Below are 16616 nucleotides of genomic sequence, written 5' to 3'. Positions count from 1 at the left end.
CGTGGGGTCTGATACAGAGCTTGATTCACTCGTGCGACAGATCATGTCGCACTGTGTCAGGGCTCGGTATTTTTTGGAGTCGTGTGCCAGCGGCAAGGTTGTCGCGAACAGGGCAGTCGAAAGGGACCGGTATCAGTCATACAGCCAGGGTTTCAACTCCTTCAGGTTCTCCACCACGATCTGTTGCGCCTCTGGTTTCGGGTCCATGTTCTTTGGATCAATCTGATAGCGCTGCAACACATACTTGACCAACGCCTGGCGACAGGGAATCTGCAGTCGCCCATCGACCATCCCGAAATCCTCCTGGATTATCGCTTTTTGCATCACCGTCAGACGCTCATCGGGTTTGATGATGACTTTGACTTCGCTATTCCACTGGTCGTCGTCCGAGAGGCCATTCTCGGTCTCGCCGTCCATCAGTTCAGGAACCCCACGCAGTCGGCTCAGTACAAAGTCCCGGTACTCGCGGTTTTTTTCGCAGTAGGCGCGCACATGCCAGCGCATGCCTGTGTAAACCAGCGTATGTGGTGCAATGGTTCGCCCTTCAGGTTCGGGACTGTTGAGCGAAACGTAGTCGATGTCCAGGCGTAGATGCTCCCGGCAAGCCTTGAGCAGTGGGCGCAGTATCTCGGCCTTGATCGAGCGATCAGGCACCTCCAGTACTTTGGTGTGGGCGTAGGCTAACGCCAGCCCCTCAACGTGTGGCGCTCGAGCATTGTTCTGGTAAAGCAGGTGTAGGTAGGCGCTGGCGCTGTCATCGATGAACAGTGGCTTGAACTGTTTGCTCGGCACGTAACCCTTGATCTGTCGATCATATGTAAGGTTTTTAGGCGCATGCTCGGTGATATAGGTATTGATGTCCTTGGATGCTTGCTGACGGCTGATGCCGAAGCTCTGCGTCAAGTGCACCGTGGTCAGCCGGCCTTCCCACCACGCGACGGTTTCGATCAGTCGGTAGCGAAGGGCGAGGTCCCAACGGACCTGCTCGATGGTTTGCTTGCGTTTCATGTCGCCTCCATGTGAGTGAATACTTTACCTGTATAAGTCTACATTCTAGACGTGTCGTTTAACACTACATATCGTGACTCTGGCAAGTTTGGAGTTGACGACATGAGGGACATGTTTATGGATGGTTGGGATTGGACGGCGTCGGTAGCGATGCTGATGCTGTTGATGATCCTGCTGATGCTTTTGGTGCAGTATCTGCAGACTAACAAAGCCTGGAGATTGCTCGAGCATTGGCATGCGACCACGAAGGAGCGCCAGCAGCGGCTGAGCTGGCACGCCGAAGAGAATCGCGAGTTGAAATCGGCGCTTCGGGCGGAGAAGGCTCATGTGGAGCAGTTGCAGCGCAAGGTGGAGATTCTGCAGGCTTTGCTGCCCTAGGTGTGAGGCACGAGGGCCTTGGTGCAAGGCCCCGTGATTTGGCTCCGATACGGTGTAGACATTAGGAGGAGTACATGCTCGATTCGCTGGAAATATGCAGGCTTCTGGAAGGCAACGGTTGCAGCAGGAAGTACGAAAGAGCCTATGCGCGGGGTTATGTTCACTCGGGGCTTGAGCATCCGCTATTCGTCAAGCATTACGCCACCGGCCGAAGCGTTGGGCGCCAGCCATTGGTGCTGCATCCGGCATACCGAAAATCGGCGCATTGGGCGCAAATCAAGGCGTTGACGCGGGGAGTACCCAATGAGACTTACAAAAGTACCAGCCTGGAAGCGTTTCCGTTTGCGCCGGGCTCGACCAGCAAAACCGGAATCGCAGTCAACGTGGCTAATGTAGACGACTTGCTCAGTTTGTTTGGCTTGCTTGGCGGTGAGTTGGTGAGCATCGAGAAGCAGGTGGAAGACGAAGTCAGCCTGATTGAGCTCTTCGAGCAATCACCTACTGGGCAGCAGATCGGTACGACAGAACGTGAGGCCATCATCCGAGCGCGAGTAGGACAAGGCGTCTATCGCCAGGCGCTGCTCGAGCATTGGCAAGGTTGTGCTGTTAGTGGTTTTGCGCTCGCTTCCATGCTGCGCGCTTCACACATCAAACCATGGCGTGACGCCACGCATCTGGAGCGCCTCGATCCCTTTAACGGATTGCTTCTGACACCCAACCTGGATCAAGCCTTTGACCTGGGACTAATCAGCTTTACCGAGAAGGGCGATATTGTAATTGCGCAAGCGCTGACCACTGAACTGCAACTGGCGCTTGGTATTAAACCGCAATGCCGATTGCGTAGCCTTCATGAGCGTCATTTGAACTACTTGGCCTGGCATCGCGAGCACGTATTCAGCGGCTAGTGGCTCGTGTTAATCGTTTGCCTGAAAGGTGATGGGCCAGGAGCCAGTGTCACTGCCTGGACTCTCCTAGGAGGTGGTGTAACTCCGCATGCAAATATTTATCAGAGACGGTATTGGGCGCGGTCGCCTAACAAGACAATAAGGGGCATGACTGGTGGCGGTAGATCTGAAGGATAACGCAAATCTGAAGGCAGCCTGTGAGGCGGTATTGGCTCACAATCGTGAGCTGCCTTGGTATCAGAGCTGGCTGAAAAAGCTGTCGGAGTTCCTTCGTAAAGTACAAGACGCTGATCAGGAGGAGTTTTGTAGTACAGCGTTTCAAGAGCTGCTGTGGGAAAGTGAGGTCATTACAAAAACGGGCATGGGCACGGTCAATGTGTCTGAGGTGATCGCCGATCCTGGAGTCGCCCAATGCCTTTGGAGTATTCGGGCATCGCTCAAAACTGGTGATATTCACCTTCAAGATCAGGTGCTCAAGGAAGGCTGGCGCGAGTTGAACCAACTAGTTGCTCCTCCCCTTGTGCGACGCAATCCGAGGCTTAAAAAGTATCGTCTTTTTGCAGCGTTGTGCCCAACCGAACTGACCACACTCGCTCACTACCCGAAGTTGCGTACTTTGGCTTCGTTGATAGGTGTAGGAGGCACCGAGCGTGAGCTTTCTCTGCATCGGAGTGTGCTTGAGCGCCTGGACGATGTTTTGGGCGAGCGAGAAAAAGGACTATCAATACCGACGCTGGAGCGCATGACTCTGCCTTGGCTGCTCTACATGAAATTCGTAAGGGAGCAGGAAACCGAGGCCACGGAAATCGCAGACCCCGCTACAGGTCAGGAGCGCTTGAATCCTTTACCTGCTGAGCGCCGACGTCGCGGCATGCTCGCCATTGGTGGTGGTATCGCGACCATCAGGGCGATCATTGAGTTCGCCAAAGAGGGATGCAAGCGAGAAGATTTGGTGGAGCACATGCGCTCGATCAACCCAAGTCACGCGACTTCGAGTATCCGAACACAACTCAATTCACTCATTGCCGAATGGGGTGTTCTGCGGGCTCAAGGCGACGAAATCCATCTGACACCGCGAGGTGAGGGACTGCTAGATTCTGGCGAACCTGATGAAGTATCGGACTGGTTGCTGACCCGCGTTCTCGGGTTTGATCACATGCTCTATGCATTGCGAATCGGCCCAATGTCCGTCAGTGCGTTGAATGACGCGTTGAGAAAGGTCAACCCCGGGTGGACCAGCGATCGAGCATTGACCAGTCTGACCTTTTGGCTGCGTGCCCTGCAATTGGTCGAAACCCGTGCAGACAAACTGCTGCACCTGACCGAACTCGGTGAAACTTGGGCAGCGCAAATCTACTGGGAACCCCAATCACTTACTCCAGAGGCTGGGGCCGTTTCAACCAGCGTGGTGCCATACAGTGAGGAGGCTGTGCCGTTTGAGCGACCCTCGCTGGAAACCATCCAGCGTAGTTTCCCCGAAGATATCGCCTTTCCGATCGGTCTGGTTGCTCGCCTTGACGCGGGACTCTGGAGCCATCCGCGCCGTCACTTCGCCGTACTCACAGGGCTCAGCGGTGCTGGTAAGACGGTACTGGCTCGGGGGTATGCGCTTGCGTTGCACGAGGGGCAAACCAATCAGGCAGAGGGCTTGCTTACAGTTCCCGTCCAGCCAGGCTGGCATGATCCCTCGTGTCTGCTTGGTTACGTCAATCCCTTGAATAGCGAGAGCTACGTACGTACGGCTTTCGTCGATTTCCTGCTTAGAGCCAGTTCCGACACCGAGCGTCCATACACGGTTGTGCTGGACGAAATGAACCTTTCGCACCCGGAGCAATATTTGGCACCGCTGCTTTCGGCCATGGAGACAGGTGATCAAATTGAGCTCCATGCTCAGGACAATGATATCTGCGGTGTGCCGGCGACCATCAAGTACCCGAGCAACCTGGTGATCATTGGCACCGTGAATATGGATGAAACGACACATGGTCTGAGCGACAAGGTGCTCGATCGGGCAGCAGTGATCGAGTTCTGGGACATCGATGTTGAAGCGTTTCCTGGCTGGAAAACCAGCGCTTTGGCCGAAGAACAAGTTGTTAGAGTGCGCGACACGCTCAAAGGTTTGGTCAAGGCCTTGCGCCCGGCCCGACTGCATTTCGGCTGGCGGACGATCCATGATGTTATCGGCTACATCGAGCAGGCCGAACGCGGTGGTGTGATTGACTTTGATAGAGCTTTGGATCAAGCCATCTACGCCAAAGTCCTGCCAAAACTGCGCGGTGAAGACACACCGCGGGTCCAGGCCGCTTTCGCGGACACCAGCGCTCTGTTGCGGGATATGAAACTGGCGGACTCGGCAGCAAAAGTCGCCGAATTGCACGATGATTTGCGCTCTTTGGGTTCTGCCCGGTTCTGGCGCTGAAACATGGCGATTATTCGATGCATCGACAAACAAGGCTGCGCGTTCACTGTCAGCCCCGATGTTCTGGCCTCAGGTTTCATGGAGCGCGGCATCTACTATTTTGAGACTGTCCCAGAGTGGCGCTTGTTTGTTGACGATGAGCCGTTGGAGACCTCGCGTCATGAGGCATTTGACGCTTGGCGATGGCAACCGGGTTTCTATGCAGGCAAAGTCATCGCTGAGTTGGTTGATGGCAGTGGCAAAGTCGTAGCGACCTACCACTTTGATGTGGCCCCGGATCAATGCAAGCTCGGCGAGGTTTCGTTCGCAGCGATGCTCGATGAACTTCTTGCCTTCGATACACGTTTGCTGTTGGGAAACGAATACGCACAGCTGGAGGTGGGGCGCGAAGGTCGAACCAGCGATCCACATCTGCAATATGCCCGGCTGAAACGTTATGGTCCTGAGCTATTGTCGGCGTTCGCCGAAGTCTTGCGCAAGCCGCTAACCCGGTTACACCGAGAGCGCACATTACGGCCAGCGCATCAATTGCGTCGGATTGATCGCCAGACCTTGCGTCGTGCCTTGCAAGACCCTGCGGCTACGGCGTTGCTCTATAATATCGAGCAGGCTAATGCCAGTGGTGAGGTACTGCACTTTGATGTGCCCAGTGTTTTCGAGGACCTCGATAACCCAGCCAACCAGGCGTTGGCTGTTGTCCTTGGAGATACTCTGCGACGCAGCCGGCAGGTGATTGCCGGATTGCAAAAGCTCATTGATCAGGAGCGTGATACGGGTGCTCGCTCCGCATTGGCCCCACGGCTTGGGCGCCGTATTGAGTTCCTCGAAGGCTTGCACAGCGCCCTTCGGAGGATCCAGCGCAAGGAACCCTTCTGTTCCCTGCGTCAGCCTCGTATTAACGCTGCAGGGCTTAACGCGATTTCCGCTCATCCTGCATACGCTCGGGCTTATCGCTATGGTTGGTACCTGCTGCGCCCGGGTATTGATGGCAGCAGCGAGGGAGAGCGTTTGTGGATCAGTCCGACGTGGGAGATCTATGAGCGTTGGTGCTACCTCCAAGTGGTCGGCAAGATGAAGTCGATCTATCCCGGCCTGCAGTGGAGTTACCGATGGCCCGGCTCACGTGTGGACGTCGTACGTTGCGAGGGAAGGAGTAGCGACACACAGGTCGATGTCTGGCTACAGGTACGCTGCCCTGCGTTTGACCGGCCAGCCAACCACTGCTTTTCCAGCATTTCCGGAGAGCGCCGCCCTGACATTGTTGTCACCGTGAAAAGTCCGGCTGGGCGCTCATTCATTGTAATGGATGCCAAGTACCGAGTTGATCGCGAATGGGTGCTGCAAGGCATGGAGTCTGCGCACTTGTACCGGGACTGCTTGCGTTGGGACGGGCATAAACCGGACTTATCGTTATTGCTGGTACCCCGTGGAGGAGGCGCTCCATTGTTGGAGACGATGAATTACCGGAAAGACAATGGTGTTGGCGTCGCGGAGCTGAGCGTTGAACACAGCGGGCTGGATGTGGTGCTACGGCCCTTTTGGGTGGGCTGTGCTGACGCTGAATCAGTGGAGCATTCCATGACGGTAATTTCCTGCGCCACTGACGGGTGATGGACAGCTGGAGAAACGACTTCAGCAAGTGCTGGATGAAAAATCACGGAACGCTCTAAAAGGAAACGCGATGACAACACTCATTTCAAAGGCTCAAGCCGAGCTGGAGCTTGCACTCATGCAAGCCGAAAGTGATTCCATGGCCAGCAGCGATCTTTATATCTGGTTGCGGGTGCGGTCTGTCGCCCGAAATCGCCGTACGGCTCAAAGAGCTGGTTAACGTGACTCAGCGCATAGGTAACAAGGTTGTCTCCATCGGCAAGCTGATCGTGATGAAGTTGCGCGACTTCATTACGGCGCATAAGAACCTGGCTATTGGCACCGTGTTGGGCGCCGCTATTGCTTCGCTGGTTACCGCGACTCCGTTGCTCGGCTCGATATTGGCGCCCCTGGGTGCACTGCTTGGCCTGATGATCGCGGTCACCGGCCATCAACGCGATAAGCATCCGGACGGGAACGGCAGAGGGGTGAGCCTGGAGGAGCTTCCTCAGAACCTGATCGAAATGGCCCGAACGTACTTTGATCTGTTCATTGAGACGTTTCAGATCATCATGGCTGAATTTGCATCGGCGAAAACTTCATGAGTCGGCCACCGAATGTCAGCAAGAAGCAACTGCTCAAGGTCATTGATGAGCTTGAACGCAGGCCCCACGATCGTGCCCGCATCCTGGGGGAGGTGGGCATCAGCACGCTCGGTATCGGCCTCGGCGCCGCTGCAGCAGGCACGGTGGCGAGTATCGCGGGTGCGACCAGTATTCCGGTTCTCACCACAGCCGCCGGTTGGGTGGGTGTCACTGCCGTGGCGGCGACGCCACTTGGCTGGGCACTAGGTGCTGCGGCAGCCGGTGGCGTTCTGGCCTACGGCGTCTCGCGCTGGATTCGCGGAGGTGCAATGTCAGAGGGCCGCAAGGAGGAGTTGTTGCTGGTCTATCAGGAGCGGTTGGCTGAGATGGAAGCCAAGGAGCGCATGGGGGCTGTCACGCTGTTGGATAAGTCAGGGTTTATTTCGTCACTTCGCGAGGTGATCGAGAAAGATGTCATCAGTGCAGATAAGGCGCTGCGGCTGATCGAGGCGGTCGAAGGCGGGAAGATGGCGTTGCCTGAGGCTTATCGATTGGTAAACGGGCTCTTGCAGGAGTAAGGGGGCAGGGGGCGGTAGTCAGCAAAACACCGACGGATCATCCGATCGCGACGTGTCTTGTCGCGCTGCTCCCTCATGCTCGCCTCATCAGCCAATCATAAGGGACCGCAGCATGAAAAATCTGTTCGCAATTATTGGCGTCATCGTCGTTGTAAAAAAGGGCTATGAGTTCTTTCGTGAATACAGCGAGATGAAACAGGAACTGGACAAGCGCGCCGGTGATTCGGCCTGACACAGTACGGTGTCCACTACTCCATTAAATTTAAGACTAACAGGTTATCTCTATGCCCTGGCCGCCCCATCCCTTCACATTCACTTGCCCTCAATGCCACTGGCATAAAACAACGGTGCCACCCAGCGATGCGCTGCGTGAGGGCAAAGATTGGTTCTCGGCTTGCCCTTCATGCCAGCACGTCGACCTGGATGTCTGGCCTGCGACGGGGCTGGAGATTTTTAAAGCCAAGCTGGTGCAACCATTCAACTGAAGCCCCATCTAGTTGCGAGGTTCGCGATGCGTAACGATGAAACTGACAGTCACCCGGATGACCGATCACTCGCGGAGGTTGAAGCTGAGGCAGTGGTCGAGTACAGCGAAGAATTCGCCGCCATGATCCTTGATCAGGATACGAATGGCCGGTTCCAGGAAATTGATGTCGACGACATGCTCGCACTGCTTGACCACATGATTCTCGAGGCTCGGGGCTTGGGCAGTGTGCATTAGATGCCTGCTCGGCCGTACAGGTGCGCCTTTATCGATGAGGGGGCGCCGTGAACGCGTTGGCAACAAGACGGTGTCACCGCAGGCAGAGCTTTAACTCTTGGTCAGAATTGGGTAATTGCACAGACTTGCCCACCCATTTGCATTCGGCCTGACCAGTCATTTGCATCGGATTTGACCAGCATACTTCGCGGACACGACCGGGAGAGAGCGCCCCATAGCTGCCAGTCATTTGTGTCTACAGAATCAAGGGCAATTCAGCCCCCCTCTTGTGTGGCGTGGCGTTGAGAGGAATAGTGGAACATACGCAGTAACCGGCGGGACTTCGGAGTAAAGCAATGTCAGCAAGCGCGGGAGTTGTGAAATGGTTTGGTGGTTACAATAAAGCCAAAGACGCTGAGAACAAATTTGGTTTTTTGGAGGGCGTATCCGGTAGAGATGTGTTCCTTCATCAAAGTCAATGGCTTGGTCATGGCAAGCCTGTCGAGAGTCAGCTTGTTTATTTTGAACTGGAAGAGCAGAAAGGCAAATGGTCCGCCAATAACGCCAATGCCTTGACTGACGTGCCCCGCGATAAGCAACTTGAACTGCTTGAAAAAATCACTAGTGGACCCAAAATGTCCGTCGCAGAAGCAATAAGTGAATTCATAACATCAAGGATCAGTGCTGATTTAAGCTCCGCCAGAGGCCCTAACGCTCAAGAGCTCATAGATAGGGTTGGCCTGAAGAAACTGCTGACCATACTTCGTTGGAAACGCGAGTGGCGGCAGAATATCGAGTTCCTTGAAGCTAAAGGCCTCATAAAACCGTTATGGGACATCGAGTGGTCGTCACTACCGACACCGTACATCGGCCAGCACGCTGAGCAAATGGCAAACCATCTGCAGGCCCTTGAGCCGGCGGAGGCTGTGCGCCTTGTACAAAACACCGCCGGAAATTTCCCACCAGACCTTAGAATGTTTTGTCTGCTGGCTGGCTACATTGAAGATGTGGACGAAGACGGTAGCTTTTCAGAGAGCATGCGAGCCTCAATGGATTCGTATGTAAACAAAATATACTCCCAATCCGTGAAGCTACCGGAATACCTGACGCAGTATATTAAAAATAAAACGCTTCCCAGTGGCGGTATTATGAAGCATCCGCTTATCGGATCGATCTTCAGCTACTACCAATTCAAGAAGTATCTGCACGAAAAGGATCTGAAATTTATAAGCCTGTACGACACCAATGAGCACCTGCAATCGAAACTTGACAGTTTCGTACTGAAAGAAATATTCAGCCTGATTTTGGCCGGCAACCCGCTGGATAACGTTTACAGCCTGTTTATGGGACGTTTGTGGGAGGCAATTTCATCCGGAAAAATTGACCCTTCACAGCAGGTCAGCGAAATCCTTGAGTTGTTCCCTGCATGTGGCACGATCAACCAATCGCTTTCCTGTGAAGCAGTTTATTGGGAAAAACAAGAGATGTTTCTTTGCCGGGGGCGTGAGTGCACACGCCCTAAAGTGGTTGGCCTTACAGAGCCAAAAAACTATTGTGACTTCACCATTTATGACTGGTTCTCTCATTACGGCATCAACTATCTGACCGAAAAAAAGCCGACAACCCGTGATTTCCCCATCAAACTTGCTGGCTACCTCAATCGACTGAGAGAGATTTTTAAGACTCTTCATTGTCGTCAGTGCTCATCCTTAATGCTTCCAGACTTGCAATACGCTCGAGTTGAATATACCGCAATAGAAAATGGCAGACTGGTAAAAAAGAATATGGCACCGGCGTATCGTCTGACGGTCTTCAGATGCCCAAATGCGGCTTGTCTAGAACATCACGTTGGTCACTATATAAATCACTGCATGGGCTACGACTGCTACCACATTATTGACTCGCGAGACTGTAAAGCAAAGTGCAGTAGCGGCCGCTACATTTGCAAAGGCTGTGGTAGCTGCTGCTCGGATCACGCCAAAAGCAATCCAGTCGGGCTTTGTCCCGACTGCGGATCACCACTCAAGTTATTTGAATCACAAGAGTATGATTCCTACAAAAGAAAGAATAAGCGCTATGCCAAGTGCGAAAATCAGCAATGTAATTTCAGCATTATTCCCGATAAATTATCCAAGCGCTTCTATCTCGACAGTTGCGGACCTGTAAATAAGAAGTGAGTAGTCCGGGCTTTTGTAGATACTCGATGACCGCTTTTTGCCGTTCTCTGCCGGTCATGGTTAGAAAGCGTACTAGTCAAATCCGATGCAGTCGATGGTCAAAACGAATGCAAATGACTGGTGAGGCCGAATGCAAACGGGTGGTCAAGTGGAGTGCAATTCCGCAAGAATTAACGAGTGGTCAAACTTGAGGGGTGATACCTGGCCGTCCATGCTTCAATCATCGCAGGAGTGGATACCGCCGCGCACCGCTTTGCCTTCGTCGTCACATACGGCGATTGCAGCGCTCTACAGCAATGCCTTTGGTGCTTCGCTAAGTGGGTCCAGGCAACTGGGCTGATGGATTACACCGAGCTCACCTTGTCTTCTTCGTGCCCATACGCTGCTGCCGCCCGCCGCAATGTGTCTCTCATCTGCTGGCGCAACTCTGCCGGTTCCTGCACCACCAACGAATCACCCAGCGACAAAATCCACCAGTGCAGTTGCCACGTATTGTTTAGGGTCGCCCGCACCTGAAAACCGTCCGACAGCGCTTCCAGCACCATGTCCGTGCTTAATGGTGTCTCTCTAATCAATCGCGCCTGGTGTTCGCTTAGCCAAGCCTTGAAACGAATCTTCTCCGGTTTGCCAAATTGCAAAGCGTCAGTGGCAAGGTATGTTTTCAGCTCAAACGACTCCAGCCCTTGGCATGGCGTATCGAGCCCCGTTACTGCTCGAAAGCGATGCACTGCGAACTGACGTACATCGGTGTATGGCGCGGCGGTAGCAATGAGATAGGTTACGAGGCCACGCTGGACAATGGCCAGGGGGTTGAGGGTCAGTTCACTGAGTTTGTTGTTGTGCGCCGAGTAGTATTGGCAGCGCACCTGCTGCTCGCTGATGAGGGCGTGCTGCAGTGCCTCCAGTGTCTCAGCCCGAATTTCCGGGGCTCGAAGGTTGAAATCCGGCCGAACGCTGGCGACCTTGTCAGGCCAGCGGGCTGCGGGGTTGCCATCTTTGAGGCCCTTGAGTCTTTGCCGAGCGTGCTCGAAGCGCGGTTCCAGAACGCTCAGCATACTGCCCGGAAGCAGCGGGCGGACGGCATCTTCGACTAGCGAAAGACTTACGGCTTCGGTCAGGGTGATGCCCTGCAATTCGACGCTCACGCCTGGCTTCCAGTACCAACCGAATGGCGTACCGCTATCGTTGCACTGCAGTGGAAATACTGTGGACAGGTCGCGCAAGTCGCGTTCGATGCTGCGGCGGCTGATAGAGTAACCAGCAGCAACTAAACGGGTCAGCAATTCACTGACTGTAATACCCGGGGCGCGTTTGGGGAGCTGTTGCAACAGCTCCCACTGACGACTAAGGGCGCTGTGAGTCTTTGCTGAAGGCAAAAGGGTCATCCTCGTAGAGTTAAAGCTGGCCTTTGGCTGGCGAGTAAGCTTCTTAGCTGTCTATCGGCGTGAATCCACCAACCTTTGGTGTGGTCAATGCGTGAACCCTCATAGACCGCTGCTGCCCGGTGGATTTCAGTCGAAACTTGGCCAGCGACGCACCTGCCAGCTCGTTGGCACTAGCGAACGGCTGAAACGCCCTAAACGCGCTTTATGGGGCGATGCGTGTAATCCGGTTGTTGAACTGCTCGCCTTGAAACCCCTGCAGGCAAGTAGTCAACCAAGAAACAGTTTGAGCAGCACGGAAGAGGTACCAACACCTGTTAGCAGTAACAGCCCTAACAGGGTTTTAAACCTAAAGCGTTGTTCCTGTAGCGTCCGCTGGAAGTCTTCACGCTCGGCGCAGAGCATTTCCTTCACCCCCGCCAGTTCCTGCGAGACGCTGGCGATGGCCTGGCTGTACTCCGCCTGTTGAGTATTCAGCAGTACCGTCATGGCTTTGAATGAGGTGGCGTTGTGGTGCAGTTGCGCCTGCATCAACCGGGTCAGGCGCTCTTCACTGGACGCGAGCCCGGCATCGAGGCTGTTCAGTAACGGCTCCATACCTTCCAGGCGCAGTTGGGTACTCTGTGCCGCCTGGAGGACGTCGTTACCGATTTTCGAAACGGCTGACCGCACCTTATCGACTGCGTCCCCAAGGTCATCATTCGTCGCGGTGAAGCCGGTATCGATTTGTCGCCGCAGGCCACCTCCCTGGGCTTGAATATCACTTTTCAACTGGTCGAGGTTGTCGCTTGCAAGACGCCGGGCCTCCTCAACCAAAGGTTGATTTATCAAGTCGTCGAGCAAACGACCAAGCTCTTCGCGTGCCTGCTGGATCTCGGGGTCGAGGGTTGTACGGTCCATCACTTTTCATCTCCTTTAAGCATTTTGTCGAGCTCGCACGGCAGCAGCAGCCCATAAAAGGCATCACACAGTTGCTCGACGCTGTTCCTGGGTCGGGCAATCGCACTGCGCACGGTGCTCAGCTCCGTCCTGAATGCCTCAAAGATGTACTGTTTGAATTTAACGGCGTGCACCAGGCTTAGTGCCATTCGCTCATTGAAGAGGGCATGTTGCTGTTCGGCGTTCAGCAGCAGCCCTTCAGCTTCCTTAAGGTTGAGCTCACGGCGCAGCACTTCCAGTTTCATTGCCTTGAGAATTGTTTCACTGTTGCGCATTTGCTCAACAGCGTGGTTCCGTTTGGTTTTGAGTCGCGCCCCCAGCGCCTGATTGGCCGCCTCGGCATAGGTGTAACCCACCATGCCTGCCTGGTTTCGAAGCACTGAAACATCGGTCTGAAAGTTACTGCTCAGCAAGTAACTGTCGGTCCAGTATCCGTCCAGCCTGGCCTCGAACGCGCGCAACGCTATGGTAGAGGGCGGGCTCATATCACCCACAGCCAGTTTGGCGGAAGAGTCCTTCAACCCGTCCCAGAGGTCGCTCCAATGGCGGCGAATACGCAGCTGAAACGCATTCAGTGCTTGCCGGAGCACGGGCACGGTTTCACCGGGGTCGAGTTCGACGTCGAGGGTAAAGTAGCGCTTCAATCGCGGCACATAGGCATCCCGATTGAAATGCCTCAGACGCCGTTCATGACGACGGTACCGCCGTTCCGCGCTCAGGTGTTCGTCTGCTGCATCGCTTAACTGTGTCTGCGCTTCAATCACACGATCCTGTGCCCGGGAGATAGCGCACTCCAGATGGGGCCGCCGGTTGTTGAATTCATCGTTTTCGCGCTGGACCTTGGCTTCGATGAATTCTCCCACCCGAAACGCAGACCACAGTCGGGCATACGGACTGGCCGCGTCCGTGACGCTGGCCAACAAATCACGGCGTAATGCCTCAATTACATGACTTGCACGCTCGAAGTACGCTTGCGAATGGTTGCGCATACTCTCGAGAGAATCACCAAACTCGAGCGGGTAAATATGCTTGAGCACCTCCGCAGGTGGGCGTTCATCGTGGGTGCACATTTCATCGTAATGGTGCTGCTGGATATCGCGCACTGTAAGGGGGCTCGCGTCCTCGGCCTTGCAGAACCAGGTCTGGAAACTTGCCGGCGAAAACGTGTAGGTCAACACAACGCGAAACCGGCTGGGTTGCAACATCCAGTCGTTGAGTGCCTCAAAATCGAGGGCATTGGGTTGGAAAAAACCCAGGTTGTCCGCGCGCGCTACCAACAGGATCAAATCAGCCGATGCGACATATCGCTCGGCGATTCGCCTGACTTCGATTTGTTCATGCTCATTGATCGCATTTATCCCCGGGATGTCGATCAGCCGCAGGTCCAGGCTCAGCGCCCCCTCTGCTTCATGCTGGAAGAACAGACCCGGGATACGGACATTCAAGAGGGGCGAGGAGCAGGTGGTCCCATTCATCACCTGCTCGCGAATTTCACCGAAGCGTTCCGCTGCGTCGTCATTGCTCAAGCCCGTCGCGTCCTCCCCCAAATACCAAAGATCGTCAGGGGAGCGGCCATAGCGAATGGGTGTGGCGGTAGACGATTTTCCCAGCCGTTGCCCGCCTCGCAATACCTCGGAAACGTCGGGCAACGCATCCTTGCGAATGCCGAGCAGATCCAGAATCAGCGTGGTTTTGCCAACCTGAGTCGTACCGTAGACCACCACAGTAATGTGCTCCGAGCGGGTGAAATCCCCGACCAGCTCGGGGTCCACCTCGGCGACGAAGCGATCATAGGCTTGCTGGGCCCAATCGTTGCGCTGGCGAAACTTTCTCAGCCACACATCAGCCACGATCCAGCGCCTTGATGACGTTGGTGCGAGCCACGTCCATGCGGTGCAGGTTGCGAGTCAACGAATCGTGCTTGGTCAACTCACTCCCCAGCCCATAAGCCAGGCGCAGGTTCCTGGTCATCCGGTCATCGAGGTTTTCCATCAGATCATCGTAGAGTTCGAGGCTTTTCTGGATGTGCGATTCGGCAAAGTGCATCAAGCTTTCCCGAATGAAGCCTTTTTTCGCGGCGTCGTACGCCTGGACCTGATTGGCCGTTTTGTAAGCGATAAAGCCAAACGCGATGGCTCCCGCTGCCGCCATCGAAAGCGTGCCGCCGAGGCCAGCCGCCGCGCCCCCACCGGTCATCGTGTTCAAGACATCGAATTGCCCATCAATGGCAACATCTACCGCCATGATGGCGGCAATCGACTTGATCAGCGGCCCGAAGGTTTTTTGAGCCTGTGGCAGCTCGGTTTCGATTTCCGTTCGCAGCGCGTTGAAATCAAAATTCGCCAGCTCTTTGTTGAGTAGCTCTGGATTGCGCAGCGCAATGGCCTGATTGATCCGAACGTATTCCATCGTCATCGCAGGCAGCTGTCGCAATACCTCTTCGAGCTGCTCACCCTTGAACAGTTTCAGCTCGCTGCTGTCCTCGTCTTTCAGGTTTTGCCCCATCAACAGGCGCAAGTCTTGGCGAAGCGTGAGGAGTTTTTCGTCTGGGATTTGCTCCATGGTTGTCCCGTGGCCGATCAGGTTTTGCAGCGGCTGGGCTGACAGTGCCAGCGTCCCTTCTTCGGGCGGCTCAATATCAAGTTCCTTGCGGGACATGTCGGTGATGGCGCGATAGTCACTGATCAACGGTGACCGGGTGTCATCGTCCGCACCGTTCCAGCAGTCGACAATGCGCTCCTGAAAACGCTGTTCATGCTCACCCGACTGGAACGTCAGAAAATTACCGGCCTGACGCAGCTTGGCCTTCAGCCCTTCCTCTTCCTCGATGTACTTGGAAGTCGCAACCTTGATCGTGTGACTGGCGTAGTCGACCATGTTGTTTCGCAGTTCTTTCGCGTATCCGCGCCGATAGCGATCGGATGCTTTGCGGAACGCGGCACGAACTTTCTCGACCTGGCGCTCCTTCAAGTGCTCGTTGATACCTTCGCCTGCGGCTTCGTCGCGAAGCGCCGCAGAAACATTGTCCAGCTCATCATTGATGATGCGTTCCAGCTCTTCGACCCGAACGGTTTCCGAGCCCGCAGAAGACAAGGCGTACTTGCCTACCACGTCCATGATGTTGCGGGTCCATTTCCTTCGGTAATCGTCATCTCCCACGCCGGTGCAGACTATTCGATCAAGTTCTTGCCCCGGTACTTCGAACACATCGGCAACCGTCGCCGTCAGGTCCTCGATCTGCTGGCCTTCCAGCGCTTCTGTTTTGGTAACGGCGATAACCGGTTTGCGGTCGGGGAAGTATCTGGATTTCAGGTCAGCCAGAATTTTGATCTGGGCGTTATCGGCAATTCGAGTGCGGTCGGTTACCAGTACGCTACCCAGCGAGTGGATCAGCGTATGGCGCATCAACCCCTGCCATTCGGCATTCTCGCGGTTGAGCATCTCGTAACCGGGTAACAGGACCAGACCGAAACTCTGCGCCGAAAAATACCGTTTCGGCACATACAGCTTGGTGAACAGGTAATCGTCGTTGACGTCGTAGGCGCTGATAATGCGGCGGAAATCTTCCTTGTTGAGAGTCTCTTCCTCACGGCCATCAGCGCCGGGCTTGTAACGAACTCCGACCGCATAAGGTGCCGTGACGTCTTTCTCGAGGATAAAAACCGGCACTCGTTCACCACGGCCCTGATTATCAACCAGCCACTCGTCTTCACCGTTGAGGTTGTAAAGCTCCCTGACCAGGCGCGTCTTGCCCGCACTCTGGCTGCCGGCAACGCAGATGTAATACAGCGAGGAGAGTTCGCGGGTAATGCGCAATTTGCGCAAAACCGACTTCAGCGTGGCGCGGTGGGCCGAACGGCTATCGAGGCCGGCTACTACATCCAGGACGCCAGCAACGGCGTGTTCAAGATTTTTGATCAGATCTGGGGTCACTTAATCATCCTTTTTGGTTGACC

The 16616-nt window shown here is 54.9% G+C and carries 14 protein-coding genes; 8 read left to right on the top strand and 6 right to left on the bottom strand.

Annotated elements, in window-relative coordinates:
- Positions 1–132 precede the first annotated feature (132 nt).
- Positions 133–1008, bottom strand: a complete 876-nt coding sequence (locus EGJ27_RS22935; protein WP_076013783.1) for a YafY family protein — start codon at positions 1006–1008, stop codon at positions 133–135.
- 102 nt (positions 1009–1110) lie between these two features.
- Between EGJ27_RS22935 and EGJ27_RS22930 the strand changes: the two genes are divergently transcribed.
- The 7 genes from EGJ27_RS22930 to EGJ27_RS22905 all read left to right on the top strand — a co-directional run bounded on the left by EGJ27_RS22930 (position 1111) and on the right by EGJ27_RS22905 (position 7462).
- Positions 1111–1386, top strand: coding sequence for a hypothetical protein (locus EGJ27_RS22930; RefSeq protein ID WP_017528827.1), 276 nt, complete (start codon positions 1111–1113; stop codon positions 1384–1386).
- A 74-nt stretch (positions 1387–1460) separates the two neighbouring features.
- Positions 1461–2291 (top strand): HNH endonuclease, encoded by an 831-nt coding sequence (locus EGJ27_RS22925; protein ID WP_057975487.1) that lies wholly within the window; start codon positions 1461–1463, stop codon positions 2289–2291.
- Between the two features lie 154 nt (positions 2292–2445).
- Positions 2446–4710: an McrB family protein gene (locus tag EGJ27_RS22920; RefSeq protein ID WP_125833033.1), complete on the top strand. Its 2265-nt coding sequence runs from the start codon at positions 2446–2448 to the stop codon at positions 4708–4710.
- Between the two features lie 3 nt (positions 4711–4713).
- Positions 4714–6321 carry a DUF2357 domain-containing protein gene (locus tag EGJ27_RS22915; RefSeq protein ID WP_125833032.1) on the top strand — a complete coding sequence of 536 codons (1608 nt, stop codon included), beginning with the start codon at positions 4714–4716 and terminating at the stop codon, positions 6319–6321.
- Between the two features lie 70 nt (positions 6322–6391).
- Positions 6392–6541 (top strand): hypothetical protein, encoded by a 150-nt coding sequence (locus EGJ27_RS25120; protein ID WP_256672903.1) that lies wholly within the window; start codon positions 6392–6394, stop codon positions 6539–6541.
- Position 6542: 1 nt separating this feature from the next.
- A complete protein-coding gene (locus EGJ27_RS22910; RefSeq protein WP_256672902.1) occupies positions 6543–6905 on the top strand; it encodes a hypothetical protein in 363 nt (120 codons plus the stop codon).
- Positions 6902–7462, top strand: coding sequence for a hypothetical protein (locus tag EGJ27_RS22905; protein WP_057975483.1), 561 nt, complete (start codon positions 6902–6904; stop codon positions 7460–7462). Before EGJ27_RS22910 ends, EGJ27_RS22905 begins: the two co-directional genes overlap by 4 nt.
- A gap of 550 nt (positions 7463–8012) precedes the next feature.
- Here EGJ27_RS22905 and EGJ27_RS24810 read toward each other — a convergent pair.
- On the bottom strand, positions 8013–8180 hold the full coding sequence (locus tag EGJ27_RS24810) for a hypothetical protein (protein WP_017528820.1): 168 nt from the start codon (positions 8178–8180) through the stop codon (positions 8013–8015).
- A gap of 338 nt (positions 8181–8518) precedes the next feature.
- Here EGJ27_RS24810 and EGJ27_RS22890 point away from each other — a divergent pair, with 338 nt between their 5' ends.
- Entirely contained in the window at positions 8519–10339 is a 1821-nt protein-coding gene (locus EGJ27_RS22890; protein ID WP_125833030.1) for a cold shock domain-containing protein, read from the top strand.
- A 344-nt stretch (positions 10340–10683) separates the two neighbouring features.
- Here EGJ27_RS22890 and EGJ27_RS22885 read toward each other — a convergent pair whose 3' ends face one another.
- The 4 genes from EGJ27_RS22885 to EGJ27_RS22870 form a co-directional block, all read right to left on the bottom strand.
- A complete protein-coding gene (locus EGJ27_RS22885; RefSeq protein ID WP_057975481.1) occupies positions 10684–11715 on the bottom strand; it encodes a YafY family protein in 1032 nt (343 codons plus the stop codon).
- A gap of 276 nt (positions 11716–11991) precedes the next feature.
- The gene (locus tag EGJ27_RS22880) at positions 11992–12621 is read right to left on the bottom strand and encodes a hypothetical protein (protein ID WP_057975480.1); all 630 of its coding nucleotides are present in this window, start codon (positions 12619–12621) and stop codon (positions 11992–11994) included.
- A complete protein-coding gene (locus tag EGJ27_RS22875; RefSeq protein ID WP_158619382.1) occupies positions 12621–14510 on the bottom strand; it encodes a dynamin family protein in 1890 nt (629 codons plus the stop codon). The genes EGJ27_RS22880 and EGJ27_RS22875 overlap by 1 nt, the downstream gene beginning before the upstream one ends.
- A complete protein-coding gene (locus EGJ27_RS22870; RefSeq protein ID WP_057975478.1) occupies positions 14503–16593 on the bottom strand; it encodes a hypothetical protein in 2091 nt (696 codons plus the stop codon). Before EGJ27_RS22870 ends, EGJ27_RS22875 begins: the two co-directional genes overlap by 8 nt.
- Positions 16594–16616 lie beyond the last annotated feature (23 nt).

Source organism: Pseudomonas sp. v388 (assembly GCF_003935425.1).
GTDB lineage: Bacteria > Pseudomonadota > Gammaproteobacteria > Pseudomonadales > Pseudomonadaceae > Aquipseudomonas.
This window is presented reverse-complemented; position numbering and strand designations above follow the sequence as displayed.

Bases quoted from the DNA above. Each gene is read 5' to 3' on its own strand.
- EGJ27_RS22905 (WP_057975483.1), top strand. From the start codon at position 6,902: ATGAGTCGGCCACCGAATGTCAGCAAGAAGCAACTGCTCAAGGTCATT.
- EGJ27_RS24810 (WP_017528820.1), bottom strand. From the start codon at position 8,180: ATGCACACTGCCCAAGCCCCGAGCCTCGAGAATCATGTGGTCAAGCAG.
- EGJ27_RS22925 (WP_057975487.1), top strand. From the start codon at position 1,461: ATGCTCGATTCGCTGGAAATATGCAGGCTTCTGGAAGGCAACGGTTGC.
- EGJ27_RS22915 (WP_125833032.1), top strand. From the start codon at position 4,714: ATGGCGATTATTCGATGCATCGACAAACAAGGCTGCGCGTTCACTGTC.
- EGJ27_RS25120 (WP_256672903.1), top strand. From the start codon at position 6,392: ATGACAACACTCATTTCAAAGGCTCAAGCCGAGCTGGAGCTTGCACTC.
- EGJ27_RS22880 (WP_057975480.1), bottom strand. From the start codon at position 12,621: ATGGACCGTACAACCCTCGACCCCGAGATCCAGCAGGCACGCGAAGAG.
- EGJ27_RS22890 (WP_125833030.1), top strand. From the start codon at position 8,519: ATGTCAGCAAGCGCGGGAGTTGTGAAATGGTTTGGTGGTTACAATAAA.
- EGJ27_RS22930 (WP_017528827.1), top strand. From the start codon at position 1,111: ATGAGGGACATGTTTATGGATGGTTGGGATTGGACGGCGTCGGTAGCG.
- EGJ27_RS22935 (WP_076013783.1), bottom strand. From the start codon at position 1,008: ATGAAACGCAAGCAAACCATCGAGCAGGTCCGTTGGGACCTCGCCCTT.